The organism is Kitasatospora sp. NPDC058063 (assembly GCF_042885395.1).
GTDB lineage: Bacteria > Actinomycetota > Actinomycetes > Streptomycetales > Streptomycetaceae > Kitasatospora > Kitasatospora lactacystinica.
On record NZ_JBHVSD010000006.1, the window covers coordinates 69,653 to 85,494 of the forward strand.

General features: G+C 70.5%; 15 protein-coding genes and 1 riboswitch. Of the genes, 8 read left to right on the plus strand and 7 right to left on the minus strand.

What is annotated here, in order from left to right; all coding sequences use genetic code 11:
- Positions 1-46 precede the first annotated feature (46 nt).
- Positions 47-165: riboswitch (SAM riboswitch) on the minus strand.
- Between the two features lie 108 nt (positions 166-273).
- Both trpD and ACFVUY_RS12030 read right to left on the minus strand, forming a co-directional pair.
- Entirely contained in the window at positions 274-1,350 is a 1,077-nt protein-coding gene (gene trpD, locus ACFVUY_RS12025; protein ID WP_387689202.1) for an anthranilate phosphoribosyltransferase, read from the minus strand.
- Positions 1,351-1,469: 119 nt separating this feature from the next.
- Positions 1,470-1,895, minus strand: coding sequence for a hypothetical protein (locus tag ACFVUY_RS12030; protein ID WP_387689205.1), 426 nt, complete (start codon positions 1,893-1,895; stop codon positions 1,470-1,472).
- A gap of 396 nt (positions 1,896-2,291) precedes the next feature.
- Here ACFVUY_RS12030 and ACFVUY_RS12035 point away from each other — a divergent pair, with 396 nt between their 5' ends.
- The 5 genes from ACFVUY_RS12035 to ACFVUY_RS12055 all read left to right on the plus strand — a co-directional run bounded on the left by ACFVUY_RS12035 (position 2,292) and on the right by ACFVUY_RS12055 (position 7,121).
- Positions 2,292-2,912: a heme-copper oxidase subunit III gene (locus ACFVUY_RS12035; RefSeq protein ID WP_049651835.1), complete on the plus strand. Its 621-nt coding sequence runs from the start codon at positions 2,292-2,294 to the stop codon at positions 2,910-2,912.
- Positions 2,913-3,099: 187 nt separating this feature from the next.
- Positions 3,100-3,909: a c-type cytochrome gene (locus ACFVUY_RS12040; RefSeq protein WP_316520844.1), complete on the plus strand. Its 810-nt coding sequence runs from the start codon at positions 3,100-3,102 to the stop codon at positions 3,907-3,909.
- 8 nt (positions 3,910-3,917) lie between these two features.
- Positions 3,918-4,970, plus strand: a complete 1,053-nt coding sequence (locus tag ACFVUY_RS12045) for a Rieske 2Fe-2S domain-containing protein (protein ID WP_359897056.1) — start codon at positions 3,918-3,920, stop codon at positions 4,968-4,970.
- Complete coding sequence (locus tag ACFVUY_RS12050; RefSeq protein WP_387689210.1) at positions 4,967-6,628, plus strand: cytochrome bc complex cytochrome b subunit; 1,662 nt, start codon at positions 4,967-4,969, stop codon at positions 6,626-6,628. Before ACFVUY_RS12045 ends, ACFVUY_RS12050 begins: the two co-directional genes overlap by 4 nt.
- A 121-nt stretch (positions 6,629-6,749) precedes the next feature.
- Complete coding sequence (locus ACFVUY_RS12055; protein WP_387689213.1) at positions 6,750-7,121, plus strand: GntR family transcriptional regulator; 372 nt, start codon at positions 6,750-6,752, stop codon at positions 7,119-7,121.
- A gap of 19 nt (positions 7,122-7,140) precedes the next feature.
- Here ACFVUY_RS12055 and ACFVUY_RS12060 read toward each other — a convergent pair whose 3' ends face one another.
- The 4 genes from ACFVUY_RS12060 to coxB all read right to left on the minus strand — a co-directional run bounded on the left by ACFVUY_RS12060 (position 7,141) and on the right by coxB (position 11,628).
- Positions 7,141-8,397: an Ig-like domain-containing protein gene (locus ACFVUY_RS12060; RefSeq protein WP_387729454.1), complete on the minus strand. Its 1,257-nt coding sequence runs from the start codon at positions 8,395-8,397 to the stop codon at positions 7,141-7,143.
- 188 nt (positions 8,398-8,585) lie between these two features.
- On the minus strand, positions 8,586-9,002 hold the full coding sequence (locus tag ACFVUY_RS12065) for a cytochrome c oxidase subunit 4 (RefSeq protein WP_359897049.1): 417 nt from the start codon (positions 9,000-9,002) through the stop codon (positions 8,586-8,588).
- Positions 9,002-10,777, minus strand: coding sequence for a cytochrome c oxidase subunit I (ctaD, locus tag ACFVUY_RS12070; RefSeq protein ID WP_387689219.1), 1,776 nt, complete (start codon positions 10,775-10,777; stop codon positions 9,002-9,004). Before ctaD ends, ACFVUY_RS12065 begins: the two co-directional genes overlap by 1 nt.
- Positions 10,774-11,628 carry a cytochrome c oxidase subunit II gene (gene coxB, locus ACFVUY_RS12075; protein ID WP_387689222.1) on the minus strand — a complete coding sequence of 285 codons (855 nt, stop codon included), beginning with the start codon at positions 11,626-11,628 and terminating at the stop codon, positions 10,774-10,776. Before coxB ends, ctaD begins: the two co-directional genes overlap by 4 nt.
- A 369-nt stretch (positions 11,629-11,997) precedes the next feature.
- On the opposite strand from coxB, the gene ACFVUY_RS12080 reads away from it, so the two are divergent.
- Positions 11,998-13,410: a cysteine desulfurase/sulfurtransferase TusA family protein gene (locus ACFVUY_RS12080; protein WP_387729456.1), complete on the plus strand. Its 1,413-nt coding sequence runs from the start codon at positions 11,998-12,000 to the stop codon at positions 13,408-13,410.
- A 10-nt stretch (positions 13,411-13,420) separates the two neighbouring features.
- Here the strand turns inward: ACFVUY_RS12080 and ACFVUY_RS12085 are convergent, their stop codons facing one another.
- On the minus strand, positions 13,421-14,398 hold the full coding sequence (locus tag ACFVUY_RS12085) for a carbohydrate kinase family protein (RefSeq protein WP_387689227.1): 978 nt from the start codon (positions 14,396-14,398) through the stop codon (positions 13,421-13,423).
- Positions 14,399-14,671: 273 nt separating this feature from the next.
- Here ACFVUY_RS12085 and ACFVUY_RS12090 point away from each other — a divergent pair, with 273 nt between their 5' ends.
- Positions 14,672-14,878 carry a hypothetical protein gene (locus tag ACFVUY_RS12090; RefSeq protein WP_359897043.1) on the plus strand — a complete coding sequence of 69 codons (207 nt, stop codon included), beginning with the start codon at positions 14,672-14,674 and terminating at the stop codon, positions 14,876-14,878.
- Between the two features lie 112 nt (positions 14,879-14,990).
- Positions 14,991-15,680: a hypothetical protein gene (locus ACFVUY_RS12095; RefSeq protein WP_387729459.1), complete on the plus strand. Its 690-nt coding sequence runs from the start codon at positions 14,991-14,993 to the stop codon at positions 15,678-15,680.
- Positions 15,681-15,842 lie beyond the last annotated feature (162 nt).

The following is a 15,842-nucleotide window of genomic DNA, read 5'->3' on the forward strand; positions in this document are numbered from 1 at the left end:
TGCACTCCTTCAGGGGTGAGGGACCCCGGGAGTGCTGCTCGTCCGGCGTCCGCGCTTGTCGCACGGACGGCTTGCCGTGACGACCCGGTCCTCACCCAGGGCACCCCGCCACGGACGGAGGGTTGCCGGACAGCCAGCTGGGGCTTCGCGCTGTCACTCATGACCTGGCGAAGACTCTAGGCCGCGTCCATCGGGTGGTCAAACGGGCATCCAGCATCCGGACAGCACGGGAGCCCGTGCCGGCGTTCCGGCACGGGCTCCCCAACTACCGCCTCAGATCCGGCTGGTGGCCTCCGACCAGCGTCGCAGCAGGTCCTGCGCGGCACCGGAGTCGATCGCCTCCGCGGCCCGCTCCATGCCGGCCGCCAGCTGCTCGGCGAGCGGCGCCTCGCCGAGGTCCAGCGCGACCAGCGCCGCCGCCGTGTTCAGCAGGACGGCGTCCCGCACCGGCCCGTGCTCCCCCGCCAGCAGCCGCCGCGCGACCTCGGCGTTGTACGAGGCGTCCGCCCCGCGCAGCGCTTCGATGCCGACCAGTTCGATGCCGACGTCCCGCGGGTCGAAGGTGGTCTCGGTGACCACCCCGTCGCGCACCAGCCAGACCTGCGAGGTGGTGGTGATGGTCAGCTCGTCCAGCCCGTCGTCGCCGCGGAAGACCAGCGCCGTCGCGCCCCGTTCGGCCAGCACCCCGGCGATCAGCCCGGCCAGCCGGGTGTCGAAGCAGCCGATGGCGTGCGCGGTGACCCTGGCCGGGTTGGTGAGCGGGCCGAGGATGTTGAAGGAGGTCGGCACCCCGAGGTCGCGCCGCGCGGTGGCGGCGTGCCGCATCGAGGGGTGGAACTTGGCCGCGAAGCAGAAGGTGAGACCGACCTCCTCGGCCACCTCGGCGACCCGCTGCGAGGAGAGGTCCAGCGCCACCCCGAGCTTCTCCAGCACGTCCGAGGAGCCGCTGGCGGAGGAGGCCGACCGGTTGCCGTGCTTGACCACCTTGGCGCCGGCGGCCGCCGCGACGATCGCCGACATGGTGGAGATGTTGACGGTCTTCGCCCGGTCCCCGCCGGTGCCGACGATGTCCACCGCCGGTCCGGGGATCTCCAGCGGCTCGGCGTGCTCGTACATCGCGTCGACCAGGCCGGCGATCTCCTCGACCGACTCGCCCTTGGCCCGCAGAGCGATCATGAACCCGGCCACCTGCACGGGGGACGCCTCGCCGCTCATGATCCGGTCCATCGCCCACGCGGTGGACGCGCGGTCGAGGTCCTCCCCCTGCAACAGCGCCGCCAGGAGGTCCGGCCAGGTGCGGATCACCTGCGCGGGGTCGCTACCGCCGTTCGCAGGGTTCACGTTCACCATGGCTGACTCCAGCTGTTTGTCGGTTCCCCGCTCCGGGGGGACGTCCGTACGGATGGAGCCAGCCTATCGAGCGAAGCGGCCGCTTCTACCCCCCTCTTTTCCAGTTGCCGGGGGGGAATTCAGCGGACGGCCGGAGTCCGCTTCGCCAGCCGCGCCCGCAGCAGGGTGGCGACCGCCCCGGCCAGCGCCACCGGCTCCACCGGGCGGGAGATGGCGGCGTCCGCCCGGCTCCAGGCGGCGAGCCAGGAGTCCTGCGGCCGGCCGATCAGCACCAGCACCGGCGGGCAGCCGTAGATCTCGTCCTTGAGCTGGCGGCCGAGCCCCAGCCCCCCGGCCGGAACGGCCTCGCCGTCCAGCACGCAGAGGTCCACGCCCCCCTTCTCCAGTGCCTTGAGCACCGCGGGGGTGGTCGCGCACTCCAGGTAGGACAGTTCCGGAAGATCCTCGGCGGGCCGACGGCCGAGCGCCGTCAGCACCTGCTCGCGGGTGTTGCGGTCGTCGCTGTAGACGAGGACGGTGAGCGTCTCATCGGTCGTGTACGCCATGGACCCTGCTCCCTCAAGTGTGATCCGGACCACGTTCGCCTGATCCGGATGCTACTCCCGATCACCGTCCGCCGAGTCCCCCTCGCGCACGATCCGTCCCGAGCCGCCGCGCCCCGGGCTCACCCGCCCGGAGGACGGCCCGTCACCCGATCCCGTCCAGTCCACCCGTACGGCCGACCCCGGGCCCGTCCCCTTACCTCCCGCGGCTGCTCCGACCGTGCAGCGACGCGCCGGGCAACGGGGTCGCGGGCCCCTCCGAGGAACCATCAGAAAAGGGACACGCCGCTGCTCAACCCCCGTCCGGGCACCCCGGCACCCCTCAAGGGGGCATACCGCACGCACCGGACACTCCGAGGGACACCCCCCGACGTGAAGACGGAATAAGGGACCGACATAATGTCCGTCGTGGCGACAGCAACAGCAGTAGAAACCGGGCACGCGCACGGATCGGTCAACCGGCCGAACATGGTCAGCGTCGGAACGATCGTCTGGCTCAGTTCCGAGTTGATGTTCTTCGCGGCCCTCTTCGCGATGTACTTCACGCTCCGCTCCGTCAAGGGGCCGGAGTTCTGGACCGAGAAGGCCCACGCCCTCAACGTGCCCTTCTCCTCGGTCAACACCACGATCCTGGTGCTCTCCTCGCTCACCTGCCAGCTCGGCGTGTTCGCTGCCGAGCGCGGTGACGTGAAGAAGCTCCGGGCGTGGTTCATCCTCACGTTCGCCATGGGCGCGGTCTTCATCGGCGGCCAGGTCTTCGAGTACACCGAGCTGGTCAAGAAGGACGGCCTGTCGCTGTCCTCCGACCCGTACGGCACGGTGTTCTACCTGACCACCGGCTTCCACGGGCTGCACGTGACGGGTGGTCTGATCGCCTTCCTGCTGGTCCTGGGACGGACGTACGCAGCCAAGCGCTTCACGCACGAGCAGGCCACCGCGGCGATCGTCGTGTCGTACTACTGGCACTTCGTCGACGTCGTGTGGATCGGCCTGTTCGCGACCATCTACCTGATCAAGTAACCAGCTGATCAGGTCGCTGGCCACCGGCTGCGGCCCCCGCCCTCACCGGCGACGGGCCGCTTCTGCCGGTGCCGACGCTCCCACCGACCGACCGCGCGCGCAGCCCTAGACAGGCAGCCTCGTGCCGGCCAGACCGGCCGCCGGGTGCACCCACCAGTCGACCAGATCCTGACACCGGGGTTATTCCGTGAAAAAGCTCTCCGCACGACGGCGCCACCCATTGGCGGCGCTGGTCGTCCTACTTCTCGCCCTGGCGGCAACCGGGGGGCTGTACGCCGCGTTCGCGCCCGCCGACAAGGCGCAGGCCGACGTCGCCGCGCAGTCGCTCGCGATCGATGAGGGCAAGAAGCTCTTCGCCGTCGGCTGCTCCTCCTGCCACGGCCTGAACGGCCAGGGCAGCAGTGACGGTCCGAGCCTGGTCGGCGTCGGCTCCGCCGCTGTCGACTTCCAGGTCGGCACCGGCCGCATGCCCGCCCAGCAGCCCGGCGCCCAGGTGCCGCGCAAGAAGAACATCTACTCGCAGGCCGAGATCGACCAGCTCGCCGCCTACGTCGCCTCCCTCGGTCCCGGCCCGGTGACCCCGACGGAGGAGCAGTTCACCTCGACCAACCCCGAGGACATCTCCAAGGGTGGCGAGCTGTTCCGCACCAACTGCGCCCAGTGCCACAACTTCGCCGGCCAGGGTGGTGCCCTGACCAAGGGCAAGTACGCCCCGTCGCTCGAGGGCGTGGACGCCAAGCACATCTACGAGGCCATGCAGACCGGCCCGCAGAACATGCCGTCGTTCCCGGACACCACCATGCCCGAGGAGCAGAAGAAGCAGATCGTGGCCTTCGTCCGCCACACCACCAACGATGAGCCCAACCCCGGCGGTCTCACCCTGGGCAGCCTCGGTCCGGTGACCGAGGGTCTGTTCGGCTGGATCTTCGGCCTCGGCACGCTCATCGCGGTCGCGATCTGGGTCGCCGCCCACACCACCAAGGCCAAGAAGTCATGAGCCACGACATGTCAGAAGAGAAGCTCCCGGAGCCGCACGGCTCCGCCGGCGAGGTGGCCGATCACGGCAGCCCGTTCGCCGACCCGGGCCTGCCGGCCCACGAGCCCCGGCGCACCGACATCGACGAGCGGGCCGCCCAGCGCGCCGAGCGCCAGGTCTCGCTGATGTTCGTGATCTCGATGCTCGCCACCGTGGGCTTCATCGCCTCGTACGTGGCCATCGACCCGGACAAGATCGTCTACATCTTCCCGCTCGGTCACGTCAGCGCGCTGAACTTCGCGCTCGGCCTGACCCTGGGCATCGCGCTGTTCATGATCGGCGCGGGTGCGGTCCACTGGGCCCGCACCCTGATGTCGGACGTCGAGCTGCCGGCCGAGCGTCACCCGATCGAGGCGTCCGACGAGGTCCGCGCGGACGTCATCGAGCAGTTCAAGACCGGCGCCGCCGAGTCCGGCTTCGGCCGCCGCAAGATGATCCGCAACACCCTGATCGGCTCCATGGCGCTGGTCCCGCTCTCCGGCGTGGTCCTGCTCCGTGACCTTGGCCCGCTTCCCGAGAAGAAGCTCAAGGAGACCGGTTGGAAGGAGGCGACCGAGGCCAAGCCGCTGCCGCTGATCAATATGAACACGCTGCAGCCGATGAAGCCCGAGGACATCGTCATCGGCTCGCTCACCTTCGCCATGCCGGAGGGCCTGTCCACGCACAGCGAGGACTTCCAGCAGCGGATCGCCAAGGACGCCCTGATGCTGGTCCGCATCGCGCCCGAGGACATCAAGGACGAGAAGTCCAAGGAGCTCGGCTTCGAGGGCATCCTCGCCTACTCCAAGATCTGCACCCACGTCGGCTGCCCGATCAGCCTGTACGAGCAGCAGACCCACCACGCGCTCTGCCCCTGCCACCAGTCGACCTTCGACCTGGCGGACGGCGCCCGCGTCATCTTCGGCCCGGCCGGTCACCCGCTGCCGCAGCTGAAGATCATCACTGACGAGAAGGGCAACCTGGTCGCCACCGGCGACTTCGATGAGCCCGTCGGCCCGAGCTACTGGGAGCGTGCTCGATGAGTAGCGCGAGCAGCACCACGACCGGTGCCGCCAAGCCCTCCAGCACGCGTGAAAAGCCCGCCAACAAGTGGGAAGCCGCGGCTGACTGGACGGACGGCCGGCTGGGGATCTACTCCCTCGCCAAGGCCAACCTGCGGAAGATCTTCCCGGACCACTGGTCCTTCATGCTGGGCGAGATCTGCCTCTACACGTTCGTCATCATCATCCTGACCGGCGTCTACCTGACGCTGTTCTTCAAGCCCTCGATGGCCGAGGTCATCTACGACGGCTCGTACGTGCCGCTCAAGGGCATCCCGATGTCGGAGGCCTACGCCTCCACGGTGGACATCAGCTTCGAGGTCCGCGGCGGTCTGCTGATCCGTCAGATCCACCACTGGGCCGCCCTGGTCTTCGTGGCCGCGATGCTCGTGCACATGATGCGCGTGTTCTTCACCGGCGCGTTCCGCAAGCCGCGTGAGATCAACTGGGTCTTCGGCTTCCTGCTGCTGGTCCTGGGCATGTTCGACGGCTTCTTCGGCTACTCCCTGCCGGACGACCTGCTGTCGGGCACCGGTATCCGCTTCATGGAAGGCGCGATCCTCGCCGTCCCGCTGATCGGCACCTACGTCCAGATGTTCCTGTTCGGGGGCGAGTTCCCCGGCCACGACATCGTGCCGCGCTTCTTCACCATCCACGTGCTGCTGATCCCGGGCATCATGCTCGGCCTGCTGGTGGCGCACCTGATCCTGGTCTTCTACCACAAGCACACCCAGTGGGCGGGCCCGGGCAAGACCGAGAAGAACGTCGTCGGCATGCCGCTGATGCCGGTCTACATGGCCAAGGCCGGTGGCTTCTTCTTCCTGGTGTTCGGCCTCATCGCCGTCGTCTCGGCGATCGCCACGATCAACCCGATCTGGGCGTACGGCCCGTACCGTCCGGACCAGGTCTCCACGGACGCCCAGCCCGACTGGTACATGGGCTTCTCCGAGGGTCTGATCCGTGTCATGCCGGGCTGGGAGATCAGCGTCTGGGGCGGCCACACCCTCAACCTGGGTGTCATGATCCCGCTGGCGATCTTCCCGCTGGTCCTGGTCTCGATCGCGGTCTACCCGTTCATCGAGAGCTGGATCACCGGCGACAAGCGCGAGCACCACATCCTGGACCGCCCGCGCAACGCTCCGGTCCGCACCGCCCTGGGTGCCGCCTGGATCAGCCTCTACCTGGTGCTGCTGATGGGTGGTGGCAACGACCTGTTCGCCACCCACCTGCACCTGTCGATCAACTCGATCACCTACTTCGTCCGCGTCGGCTTCTTCGTCGTCCCGGTCGTCGTCTTCATCATCACCAAGCGCTGGTGCCTCGGCCTCCAGCGCCGTGACAAGGAGAAGGTGCTGCACGGCCGCGAGACGGGCGTCATCAAGCGCCTGCCGCACGGCGAGTTCATCGAGGTGCACGCCCAGCTGCCGCAGAAGGACCTGTTCAAGCTCACCGCGCACGACCAGAACCAGCCGGTCGAGCTGCCGGCCCAGACGGACGAGAACGGCGTGGCCCGCAAGGCCGGCGTCCTCACCCGCACCCGGGCCAAGCTCTCCCGCGGCTTCTACGGCGAGGGCAGCCAGATCCCCAAGCCGACCGCCGAGGAGCACCACGAGATCACCAGCGGCCACGGCCACCACTGATCCCGTAAGCGCCACCGCGCCACCCCGAGGGCCGCTGACCAGAGTTCTTCTGGTCGGCGGCCCTCGGGCTTTCCCAGGTCCGCCAGTCCCGTACCCGCCCGCCGCGCCACCAGGAGCCCCCGTGCAGCTCTCCGTCGACCCCGCCTCGGCCACTCCCCCGTACGAGCAGATCCGCGCCCAAATCGCCGACCGGGCCCGCTCCGGCGAGCTGCCGACCGGGCTGCGGCTGCCCACCGTCCGGGCCCTGGCCGAGGAGCTGGGGCTGGCCGCCGGCACCGTCGCCCGGGCCTACCGCGAGCTGGAGGCGGACGGCGTGGTGGAGACCCACGGCCGGCGCGGCACGCTGATCGCCGCCACCGGGGACGCCGCCCACCGGCTGACCGCCGAGGCCGCCGCCGAGTTCGCCGCCCGGGCGAGCCGCCTGGGCGTCTCCCGCGCGGACGCCCTGGCCGCCGTGGACACCGCCCTGCGGCTGGCCTTCCCGGAGGGCTGACGGGCCCGGGAGGGGCCCGTCAGAGGTCGGGGCGGATCATCCCCGCGGCGGGGGCCTGGGAGGGCGGTGCGGTGGTGCTGACGGGCTGTCCCGAGGCGCTGTGCTTGACCCAGTCCGTCCAGCCGATGTTCCAGTCCCCGAAGCCGTTGCCGAAGGACTCCATCGCGCCGCCCCGGCTGTTCACCACCGTCACCAGGTCCCCGACCCGGGTGTGCTGGTAGAACCACTCGGCGTTGCCGGTGCTCATGCCGGTGCAGCCGTGGCTGACGTTCTCGATGCCCTGCGAGCCGACCGACCAGGGCGCCGCGTGGACGTACTCGCCGCTCCAGGTCACCCGGGTGGCCCACTTCACGTCGAGGTCGTACGACTCCGTGCTGCCAGCGGCTATGCCGATGGTCTCGCCGTTCATCCGGACCGACCGCTCCTGGCCGAGCACCACCTTGACGCCGTTGCGGGTGTCGAAGCCGGGCTTGCCGGTGGTGACCGGGATGGTCTTCAGCACCTCGCCGTCGCGCTTCAGGGTGAGCTCGTGGGCGGCCGCGTCGATCACCGACTCCACCCGCTCGCCGATCCGCAGCTTCAGCGAGCTGCGGTCACCGCCGTAGAGACCGTCCGCGATCCGGCTGCCGGTGCCGTCGAAGGCCAGCGAGACGGCCGTGCCGGCCGGCCAGTAGTCCTCCGGGCGGAAGTGCAGGTTCTTGTCGTCCACCCAGTACCAGGCCCCGGTGACGACGGGCTGGGAACCGACCGTCAGGGCCCGCTCGACCTCCTGGCGGGCCTGCGGGTCCGTCACCGCCTCGGAGAGCTGCACGGTGAGCGGCTGGCCCACCCCGTAGACGCCGGTGCCGGAGGAGTCCGGGCCGAGCTTGGCGGTCAGCAGGCGCTGGGCGGCGACGGTGCTGAAGCTCGCGGTGGTGTCGCCGCGGCCGCCCCTGCCGTCGTCGGCGGAGATCCGCACCGTATACGCCGTCGAGGCCTTCAGCCGGCCGGTGGTCCGCCAGCTGCGCTGGTCCTCCGCGAGCTTCCCGGCGATCACCCGGCCGTCCGGGCCGACCACGGTGACGTCGGTGAGCGTGCTGCCCTGGACGGCGCTCACGGTGACCGGCTGGGAGGGATCGGCCTTGCCGTCCGCCGAGAGGTGGACCAGCGGGGCCGCGTCGATCCGGTGCGGCCCGACGGGCTCCTCCTGCCCGGCCGTGCAGCCGGCCAGCGGGGCCAGCACTGCGAGGGCCAGCGAGATGCCGCCCAGAGCTGCGATTCCACGCCTGTCGGCCATGACCGCCTCCGAGGTTCGCACGATTGATCAGATCGTAGGAACGCCCCCCGGTGAAGCGACATCCGAGGGACTTCCCGTTCACCCACCGGAGTGAGGCCGTCATCCCGGGGACGCAGCAGGACCGGGGAACGCGGCAGGCCGGTCCCCCCGTGCGGGAGGACCGGCCCTGGTGCCATGAGGCGGGAACCCTACTGGTTCTGGTTCTCGCCCCGGTAGAACTCGAAGACCCATCCGAAGATGCCGATCATGATGATCGGGGCGGCCCAGAACATCAGCCACCAGCCGAAGATCACGCCCAGGAAGGCGAGCGCGCCACCGAGCGCCAGCGAGAGCGGCTGCCAGCTGTGCGGGGCGAAGAAGCCCAGCTCGCCGGAGTCGTCCGCGACCTCGGCCTCGGGGTTGTCACCCGCGCCGCTGTCCACCCGGCGGGCGGTGAAGGCGAGGTAGTACCCGATGAAGGCACACAGACCGAAGGCCAGGAACAGCGCGGTGGTACCGGCCGCCTCGATGCCCTTGTCCGAGTGGTTGGTCCACAGGCCGTAGGTCACGGCCATGGCCAGCACGAAGACCGACAGGCCCAGGAAGATCTTTCCCTGTTCCTTCATCAGGCGTCACCCTCCTTGTTGCCCTTGCCCAGCTTCGGGGCGTCGTACTTCGCCGGGGTCACACCGGCGAGGTGCTTGGCCGGCTCGCCGTGGTTCTCCAGGTAGTCCAGCGCGGCGATCTCCGGGTGGTGGAGGTCGAAGGCCGGGGATTCGGAGCGGATCCGCGGGAGGGTGAGGAAGTTGTGCCGCGGCGGCGGGCAGGACGTCGCCCACTCCAGCGAGCGGCCGAAGCCCCACGGGTCGTCCACGGTGACCTTCTCGCCGTACTTGGCGGTCTTCCAGACGTTGTAGAGGAACGGCAGGATCGACAGGCCGAGAACGAAGGAGCCGATGGTCGAGACGGTGTTCAGGGTGGTGAAGCCGTCCGAGGCCAGGTAGTCGGCGTAGCGGCGGGGCATGCCCTCCGCGCCGAGCCAGTGCTGCACCAGGAAGGTGGTGTGGAAGCCGAAGAACAACGTCCAGAAGGTGATCTTGCCGAGGCGCTCGTCCAGCATCTTGCCGGTCATCTTCGGCCACCAGAAGTGGAAGCCGGCGAACATCGCGAACACGACGGTGCCGAAGACCACGTAGTGGAAGTGGGCGACGACGAAGTACGAGTCCGAGACGTGGAAGTCGATCGGCGGGGAGGCCAGCAGAACACCGGTCAGACCACCGAAGAGGAAGGTGACCAGGAAGCCGACCGTCCAGAGCATCGGGGTCTCGAAGCTCAGCGAGCCCTTCCACATGGTGCCGACCCAGTTGAAGAACTTCACACCGGTCGGGACCGCGATCAGGAAGGTCATGAACGAGAAGAACGGCAGCAACACCTGCCCGGTGACGTACATGTGGTGCGCCCACACCGTCACGGACAGACCGGCGATCGCGATGGTGGCCGCGACCAGACCGGAGTAACCGAACATCGGCTTGCGGCTGAAGACCGGGATGATCTCCGACACGATGCCGAAGAACGGCAGCGCGATGATGTACACCTCGGGGTGGCCGAAGAACCAGAAGAGGTGCTGCCACAGCAGCGCCCCGCCGTTGGCCGGGTCGAAGACGTGGGCACCGAACTTGCGGTCCGCCTCCAGGGCGAACAGCGCGGCGGCCAGCACCGGGAAGGCCAGCAGGACCAGCACCGAGGTCAGCAGGACGTTCCAGACGAAGATCGACATCCGGAACATCGTCATGCCCGGAGCGCGCATGCAGATGATCGTGGTGATGAAGTTGACCGCGCCGAGGATCGTGCCGAAGCCCGAGAAGGCCAGACCCATGATCCACATGTCGCCGCCGATGCCGGGCGAGTGCACCGCGTCGGACAGCGGGGAGTAGGCGAACCAGCCGAAGTTGGCAGCGCCGTTCGGGGTCAGGAAGCCCGCCACCGCGATGGTCGAGCCGAAGAGGTACAGCCAGTACGCGAACATGTTCAGACGCGGGAACGCCACGTCCGGGGCGCCGATCTGGAGCGGCATGATCCAGTTCGCGAAGCCGGCGAAGAGCGGCGTCGCGAACATCAGCAGCATGATCGTGCCGTGCATCGTGAACGCCTGGTTGAACTGCTCGTTCGACAGGATCTGGGTCCCGGGACGAGCCAGCTCGGCACGCATGACCAGGGCGAGGATGCCACCGATCAGGAAGAAGGCGAACGACGTGCCCAGGTACAGCGTGCCGATCGTCTTGTGGTCAGTGGTGGTCAACCACTTGATGATGGTCGAACCCGGCTTGCGGGTCCGCTGCGCCCCGACCGTGACGGCCTCGGCGCCCCCGCCGGCCGCGGCGGGCTCGTTGAGGATTGTCACTTCTCTTCACTTCCCATGGTGATCAGGCCGGAGGGCACCGCACCGTTCTGGCCCTTGGCGCGAAGCTCGGCCAGGTGCTTGTCGTAGTCGGCGCGGTCGACGACCTTGACGTTGAACAGCATGCGCGAGTGGTCGACGCCGCAGAGCTCGGCGCACTTGCCCATGTACTCGCCCTTGACGGTCGGCGTGACCTCGAACTTGTTCACCACGCCCGGCACGACGTCCATCTTCATCAAGAAGTTGACGGGCCAGAAGTCGTGGATGACGTCACGCGAGGTGAGGCGGAACTGAACCGACTCGTTGACCGGCAGCCAGAGCGTCGGAGCGTCCTTGGGCGTACCGACCTCGTACGCGGCGTCCCGGTTGGCCGGGTCGGGAGTCTCGGTGTTCTCGTAGTTGAACGCCCAGCTCCACTGGAAACCGACCACGTTGACGTAGTGCTGCGGCTTCTCGGAGGTGGCGGTCAGCTTCGCCTCGTCGCGGGCGACGAAGTAGAAGAGGACCGAGACGATGATGATGGGGACCGCGGTGTAGAGCGCCTCGATGGGCACGTTGTACCGGGTCTGCGGAGGGATCTCCACACCGGTGCGCCTGCGCCGGTGGAAGATCACGCTCCAGATGATCAGACCCCACATCAGTACGCCGACCACCAGCGCCGCGATCCAGGAGCCCTGCCACATCTGGAGGACCATGGGCCCTTCCTTGGTGACGGGACTCGGGAGGCCAAGCCTGGGGAGGTCGTTGGCCGAGCAGCCGGTGGCGGTCGCGATGACGAGGCCCAGTGCCAGCGCCTGAGGCAGCTTCCGCCGCATCGTGCGCCGCGGCGAGCGGTCGGAGCCGTTGGGACTCACGTAGCGCCTTCCCGAAGTCTCGCCCGCCTTCGCGTCGCCCCGGGGAGGAGTGTGAGCCTCCCCGGCGACCCGTCCACGGGCACGGTTTGAATGCTTATGCGGGCCAAACCCTACTCCAGCCTTATGCGCTCCTGACGGGCAGCCCCCGGTAACGCGCCGCCCGCTAGCCCGATCAGGCCCGGTGGGGGCTGCGTCGCAGGTCATCGTAGGCATTCGAGGTCCGTACGCCCGATCGGGGGATGACCTCGGACGACGCCCGTGACGGCCCGTCGGACGCGGACGAAGCGGACATTCGGGATGATCGACTGACGGCGGGTGAGCCGTGCGAGGGGCCCCTGACTCCGGCCGGGTGTGTCGTTAAATGTCACCGTGTACTTCGACGCGGCCTCGACGGCCCCTCTGCACCCCGTCGCGCGGCAGGCGCTGACCGCCGCCCTGGACGAGGGCTGGGCCGATCCGGCCCGGCTCTACCGCTCCGGCCGACAGGCCCGGATGCTGCTGGACGCCGCCCGCGAGACGGTGGCCGCGGTGCTGGGCACCCGGGCGGACGAGATCGCCTTCACCGCGAGCGGCACCCAGGCCGTCCAACTCGGCCTGCTGGGCGCGCTGACCGGGAACCGGCGGCGCGGCGGCCACTTCGCGCACTCCGCGGTGGAGCACTCCAGCGTGCTGCACGTCGCGGAACGCCACCTGGCGGGCGGGGGCGAGGTCTCGGTGGCGCCGGTGGACCGCGGCGGCCGGGCCGACCCGGCGGCCTTCGGCGCGCTGCTGCGCCCGGACACCGCGCTGGCCGCGCTGCAGAGCGCCAACCACGAGGTCGGCACGGTGCAGCCGGTCGGCGAGGTCGCCGAGCTGTGCGCCGAGGCCGGCGTCCCGCTGCTGGTGGACGCGGCGCAGAGCGCCGGGCGGATGGACGTCCCGGCGGGCTGGTCGCTGCTGACCGCGAGCGCCCACAAGTGGGGCGGCCCGCCCGGGGTCGGGGTGCTGGCGGTGCGCAAGGGTGTCCGGTACTCCTCGCCGCTGCCGGCCGACGAGCGCGAGGGCGGCCGGGTGCCCGGCTACGTCAACGTCCCCGCGATCGTGGCCGCGGCCGCCTCGCTGCGCGCCGTGCGCGCCGAGGCCGAGCGGGAGAACAGCCGGCTGCACGCGCTGGTGGAGCGGATCCGCACCCGGGTGCCTCGGCTGGTGCCCGAGGTCGAGGTGGTCGGCGACCCGGTGCGGCGGCTGCCGCACATCGTCACCTTCTCCTGCCTGTACGTGGACGGGGAGGTGCTGCTGACCGAGCTGGACCGGGCGGGCTTCGCGGTCTCCTCCGGCTCCTCCTGCACCTCGTCCACGCTGACGCCCAGCCACGTGCTGGCGGCGATGGGCGTGCTCACCGAGGGGAACGTGCGGGTCTCGCTGCCGTACGGGACGGCCGAGGCCGACGTGGAACGCTTCCTCGCGGTGCTGCCGGACCTGGTGGCCGGCGTCCGGGCGCCGCTCGGGCTGGACCTGCCGGCGCCCGGGCCCGCGCCCGAACCCGAACCGGCGGCCCGGGAGTCGCTGCTGGTCATCGACGCGCTGGGCAAGCGCTGCCCGCTGCCGGTGATCGAGCTGGCGAAGCGGATCGGCGAGGTGCCGCGGGGCGGCACGGTCGCGGTGCTGGCGGACGACGAGGCGGCCCGGCTGGACATCCCGGCCTGGTGCGGGATGCGCGGGCAGGAGTACGCGGGCGAGGCCCCGGCCGCCGAGTACGGCGGCGACCGGGGCTCGGCCTACCTGGTGCTGCGTCGCTCCTGAGCGGGGCGGACTACTTGACCAGGTGCGCGCTGATCTCGGCGACCGCCTCGGCGCCGTAGGCCTCCTCGAAGCGCTTCAGGAAGGCGGCCGGGCGCAGCTCGTACTCCTGGGTGCCGACGGTCTCGATCACCAGGGTGGCGAGCATGCAGCCGAGCTGGGCGGAGCGCTCCAGGTCGAGGTCCCAGGACAGGCCGGCCAGGAAGCCGGCGCGGAAGGCGTCGCCGACGCCGGTCGGGTCGACCTTGGCCTCCTCCTTGGCGCAGCCGACCAGGATCGGCGCCTCGCCCTTGCGCTCGATCCGGACGCCCTTGCTGCCCAGAGTGGTGATCCGGGTGCCGACGCGGGTGAGCAGCTCCTCGGCGCCCCAGCCGGTCTTGCTCTCGATCAGCGCGGCCTCGTACTCGTTGGTGAAGAGGTACGCGGCGCCGTCCACGATCTCGCGGATGTCGTCGCCCTCCAGGCGGGCCAGCTGCTGGGAGGGGTCGGCCGCGAAGGCGTAGCCGCGGGTGCGGCACTCCTGGGTGTGGCGGACCATGCCCTGCGGGTCGTCGGCGCCGATCAGGACGAGGTCCAGGCCGCCGACGCGGTCGGCGATCGGCTTCAGCTCGATGTTGCGGGCCTCGGCCATGGCACCGGTGTAGAACGAGGCGATCTGGTTGTGGTCCTCGTCCGTGGTGCACATGAAGCGCGCGGTGTGCCGGGTCTCGGAGATGTGGACGGAGTCGCAGTCCACGTTGTTGCGCTCCAGCCAGCTGCGGTACTCGGCGAAGTCCGCACCGGCGGCGCCGACCAGGATCGGGCGCAGGCCGAGCACACCCATGCCGAAGGTGATGTTCGGCGCGACGCCGCCGCGGCGGATGTCCAGGGTGTCGACCAGGAAGGACAGCGACACGGTGTGCAGCTGCTCGGCGACGAGCTGGTCGGCGAACCGGCCGGGGAACGTCATCAGGTGGTCGGTGGCGATCGAGCCGGCAACGGCGATACGCACGGAAGGTCTCCTCAGGATGGCTGCGGGGCCAACGGGCAGGCGGGGATGAACCCACCCACGGTACCCGGCCCCGGGGAGCGCCCAGGCAAGAGTGCCGCAAGTTGCCGCCCGCACGGCCATGGTGGCACCCGTGGCCCTCGAACGTGTACTACCTCCCGGTAGCACTGGTGGGCGGCCGGGCCCCTGCCTAGGGTCGGCCGTGGGGGCCCGTCGCGCGGGCCCCGCCGTCGACCGTGGCAGCGTGGCCACGGCCCTGGATCGGAGCGATGCCCGATGATGACCGACCACTGCTCCCCGCCCGTCCTGCGGACCGAGGACGGCGAGACGCTCGACGCCCTGGTGGACTCCTCCCGGCGGCTGCGCCGGTTCTGGCCGCAGCTCGCGGCCGGTCCGCAGCCCGCCACCCCCGCGCCGACCGGCTTCCGGGTCCCGTCCGGGGCGCAGCGGATGGTGGCCGGGATGGCCGAGTACGGCTTCTGAGCCCGCGCCGGAACGGATCCGGCCCGTACGGAACCGGATCCGACCGGAGCACGTCACATCCGCGCGGAGCGGCGAGGAAGCGGCACCGCTGAACCCTCGGGAGGATGTGCAGATGGAACCGGAGACGATGCCCCGGCGCGGTCGGCGGGCGGTGGCCCTGGCGGGTCTGGCGCTGGCGGCGGTGATGACGGTGGCCGGCTGCGGCGGGGACGGCAAGCCCGCCTCGGACGCCGCGGCGAGCGGCTCGGCCGCCGCGTCGGCCTCGGAGAGTGCCTCCCCGCAGGCCCCGACGGACTCCGCGAGCCCGTCCTCGGCGGAGCCGACCGGGAGTTCCTCCGGCGCCTCGCAGCCGAGCCGGCCGCCGGGCGGCTTCACGCCCACCCCGGCCTCGCCCGCGCCCGGGCAGCCGGCCCCCGCCACGCCCCCGGGCAACGGGATCGCGGTGGGCGAGCCGAACCCGAACGGTTCGGGCGCGCCCGTCCGTCCGCCGGTCGCCTACCGGGTGGACGGCACCACCAAGCTGACCGTCTACTTCTTCGGCGGGGTCTGCACCACGTACGCGCTGAAGGCGGACGAGTCCCAGCCGGGCCGGGTGGACGTGCTGGTCGTGCCGGGCCCGCCCACCGTCCAGCCGGGGCAGGTGTGCAACGCGCTGGCCAAGCGGCAGTCGGTCTCGGCCGACCTGCGCTCGCCGCTGGCCGGGCGGACCGTCGTCGACCGGACCAGCGGCCAGGAGCTGCCGCTGGAGGGCGACCCGCACATGGGGCCGGACCCGGTGAGCCCGGACGTCGCCGGGCGGTAGGCGTCCCCGCGGGCGCCGGGCGGCCCCGCGCGGGCGGGAAACGAGAAGGCGGCCCCCGGGTGATCCCCCGGGCCGCCCGCCCCCGCGGGCCCAGGGGAAAGCGTAGCCCCCCGCGCCGGCGCCGGGGGGGGGTGGGGTTGAGGTTGGTGATGCCCGCGTGTA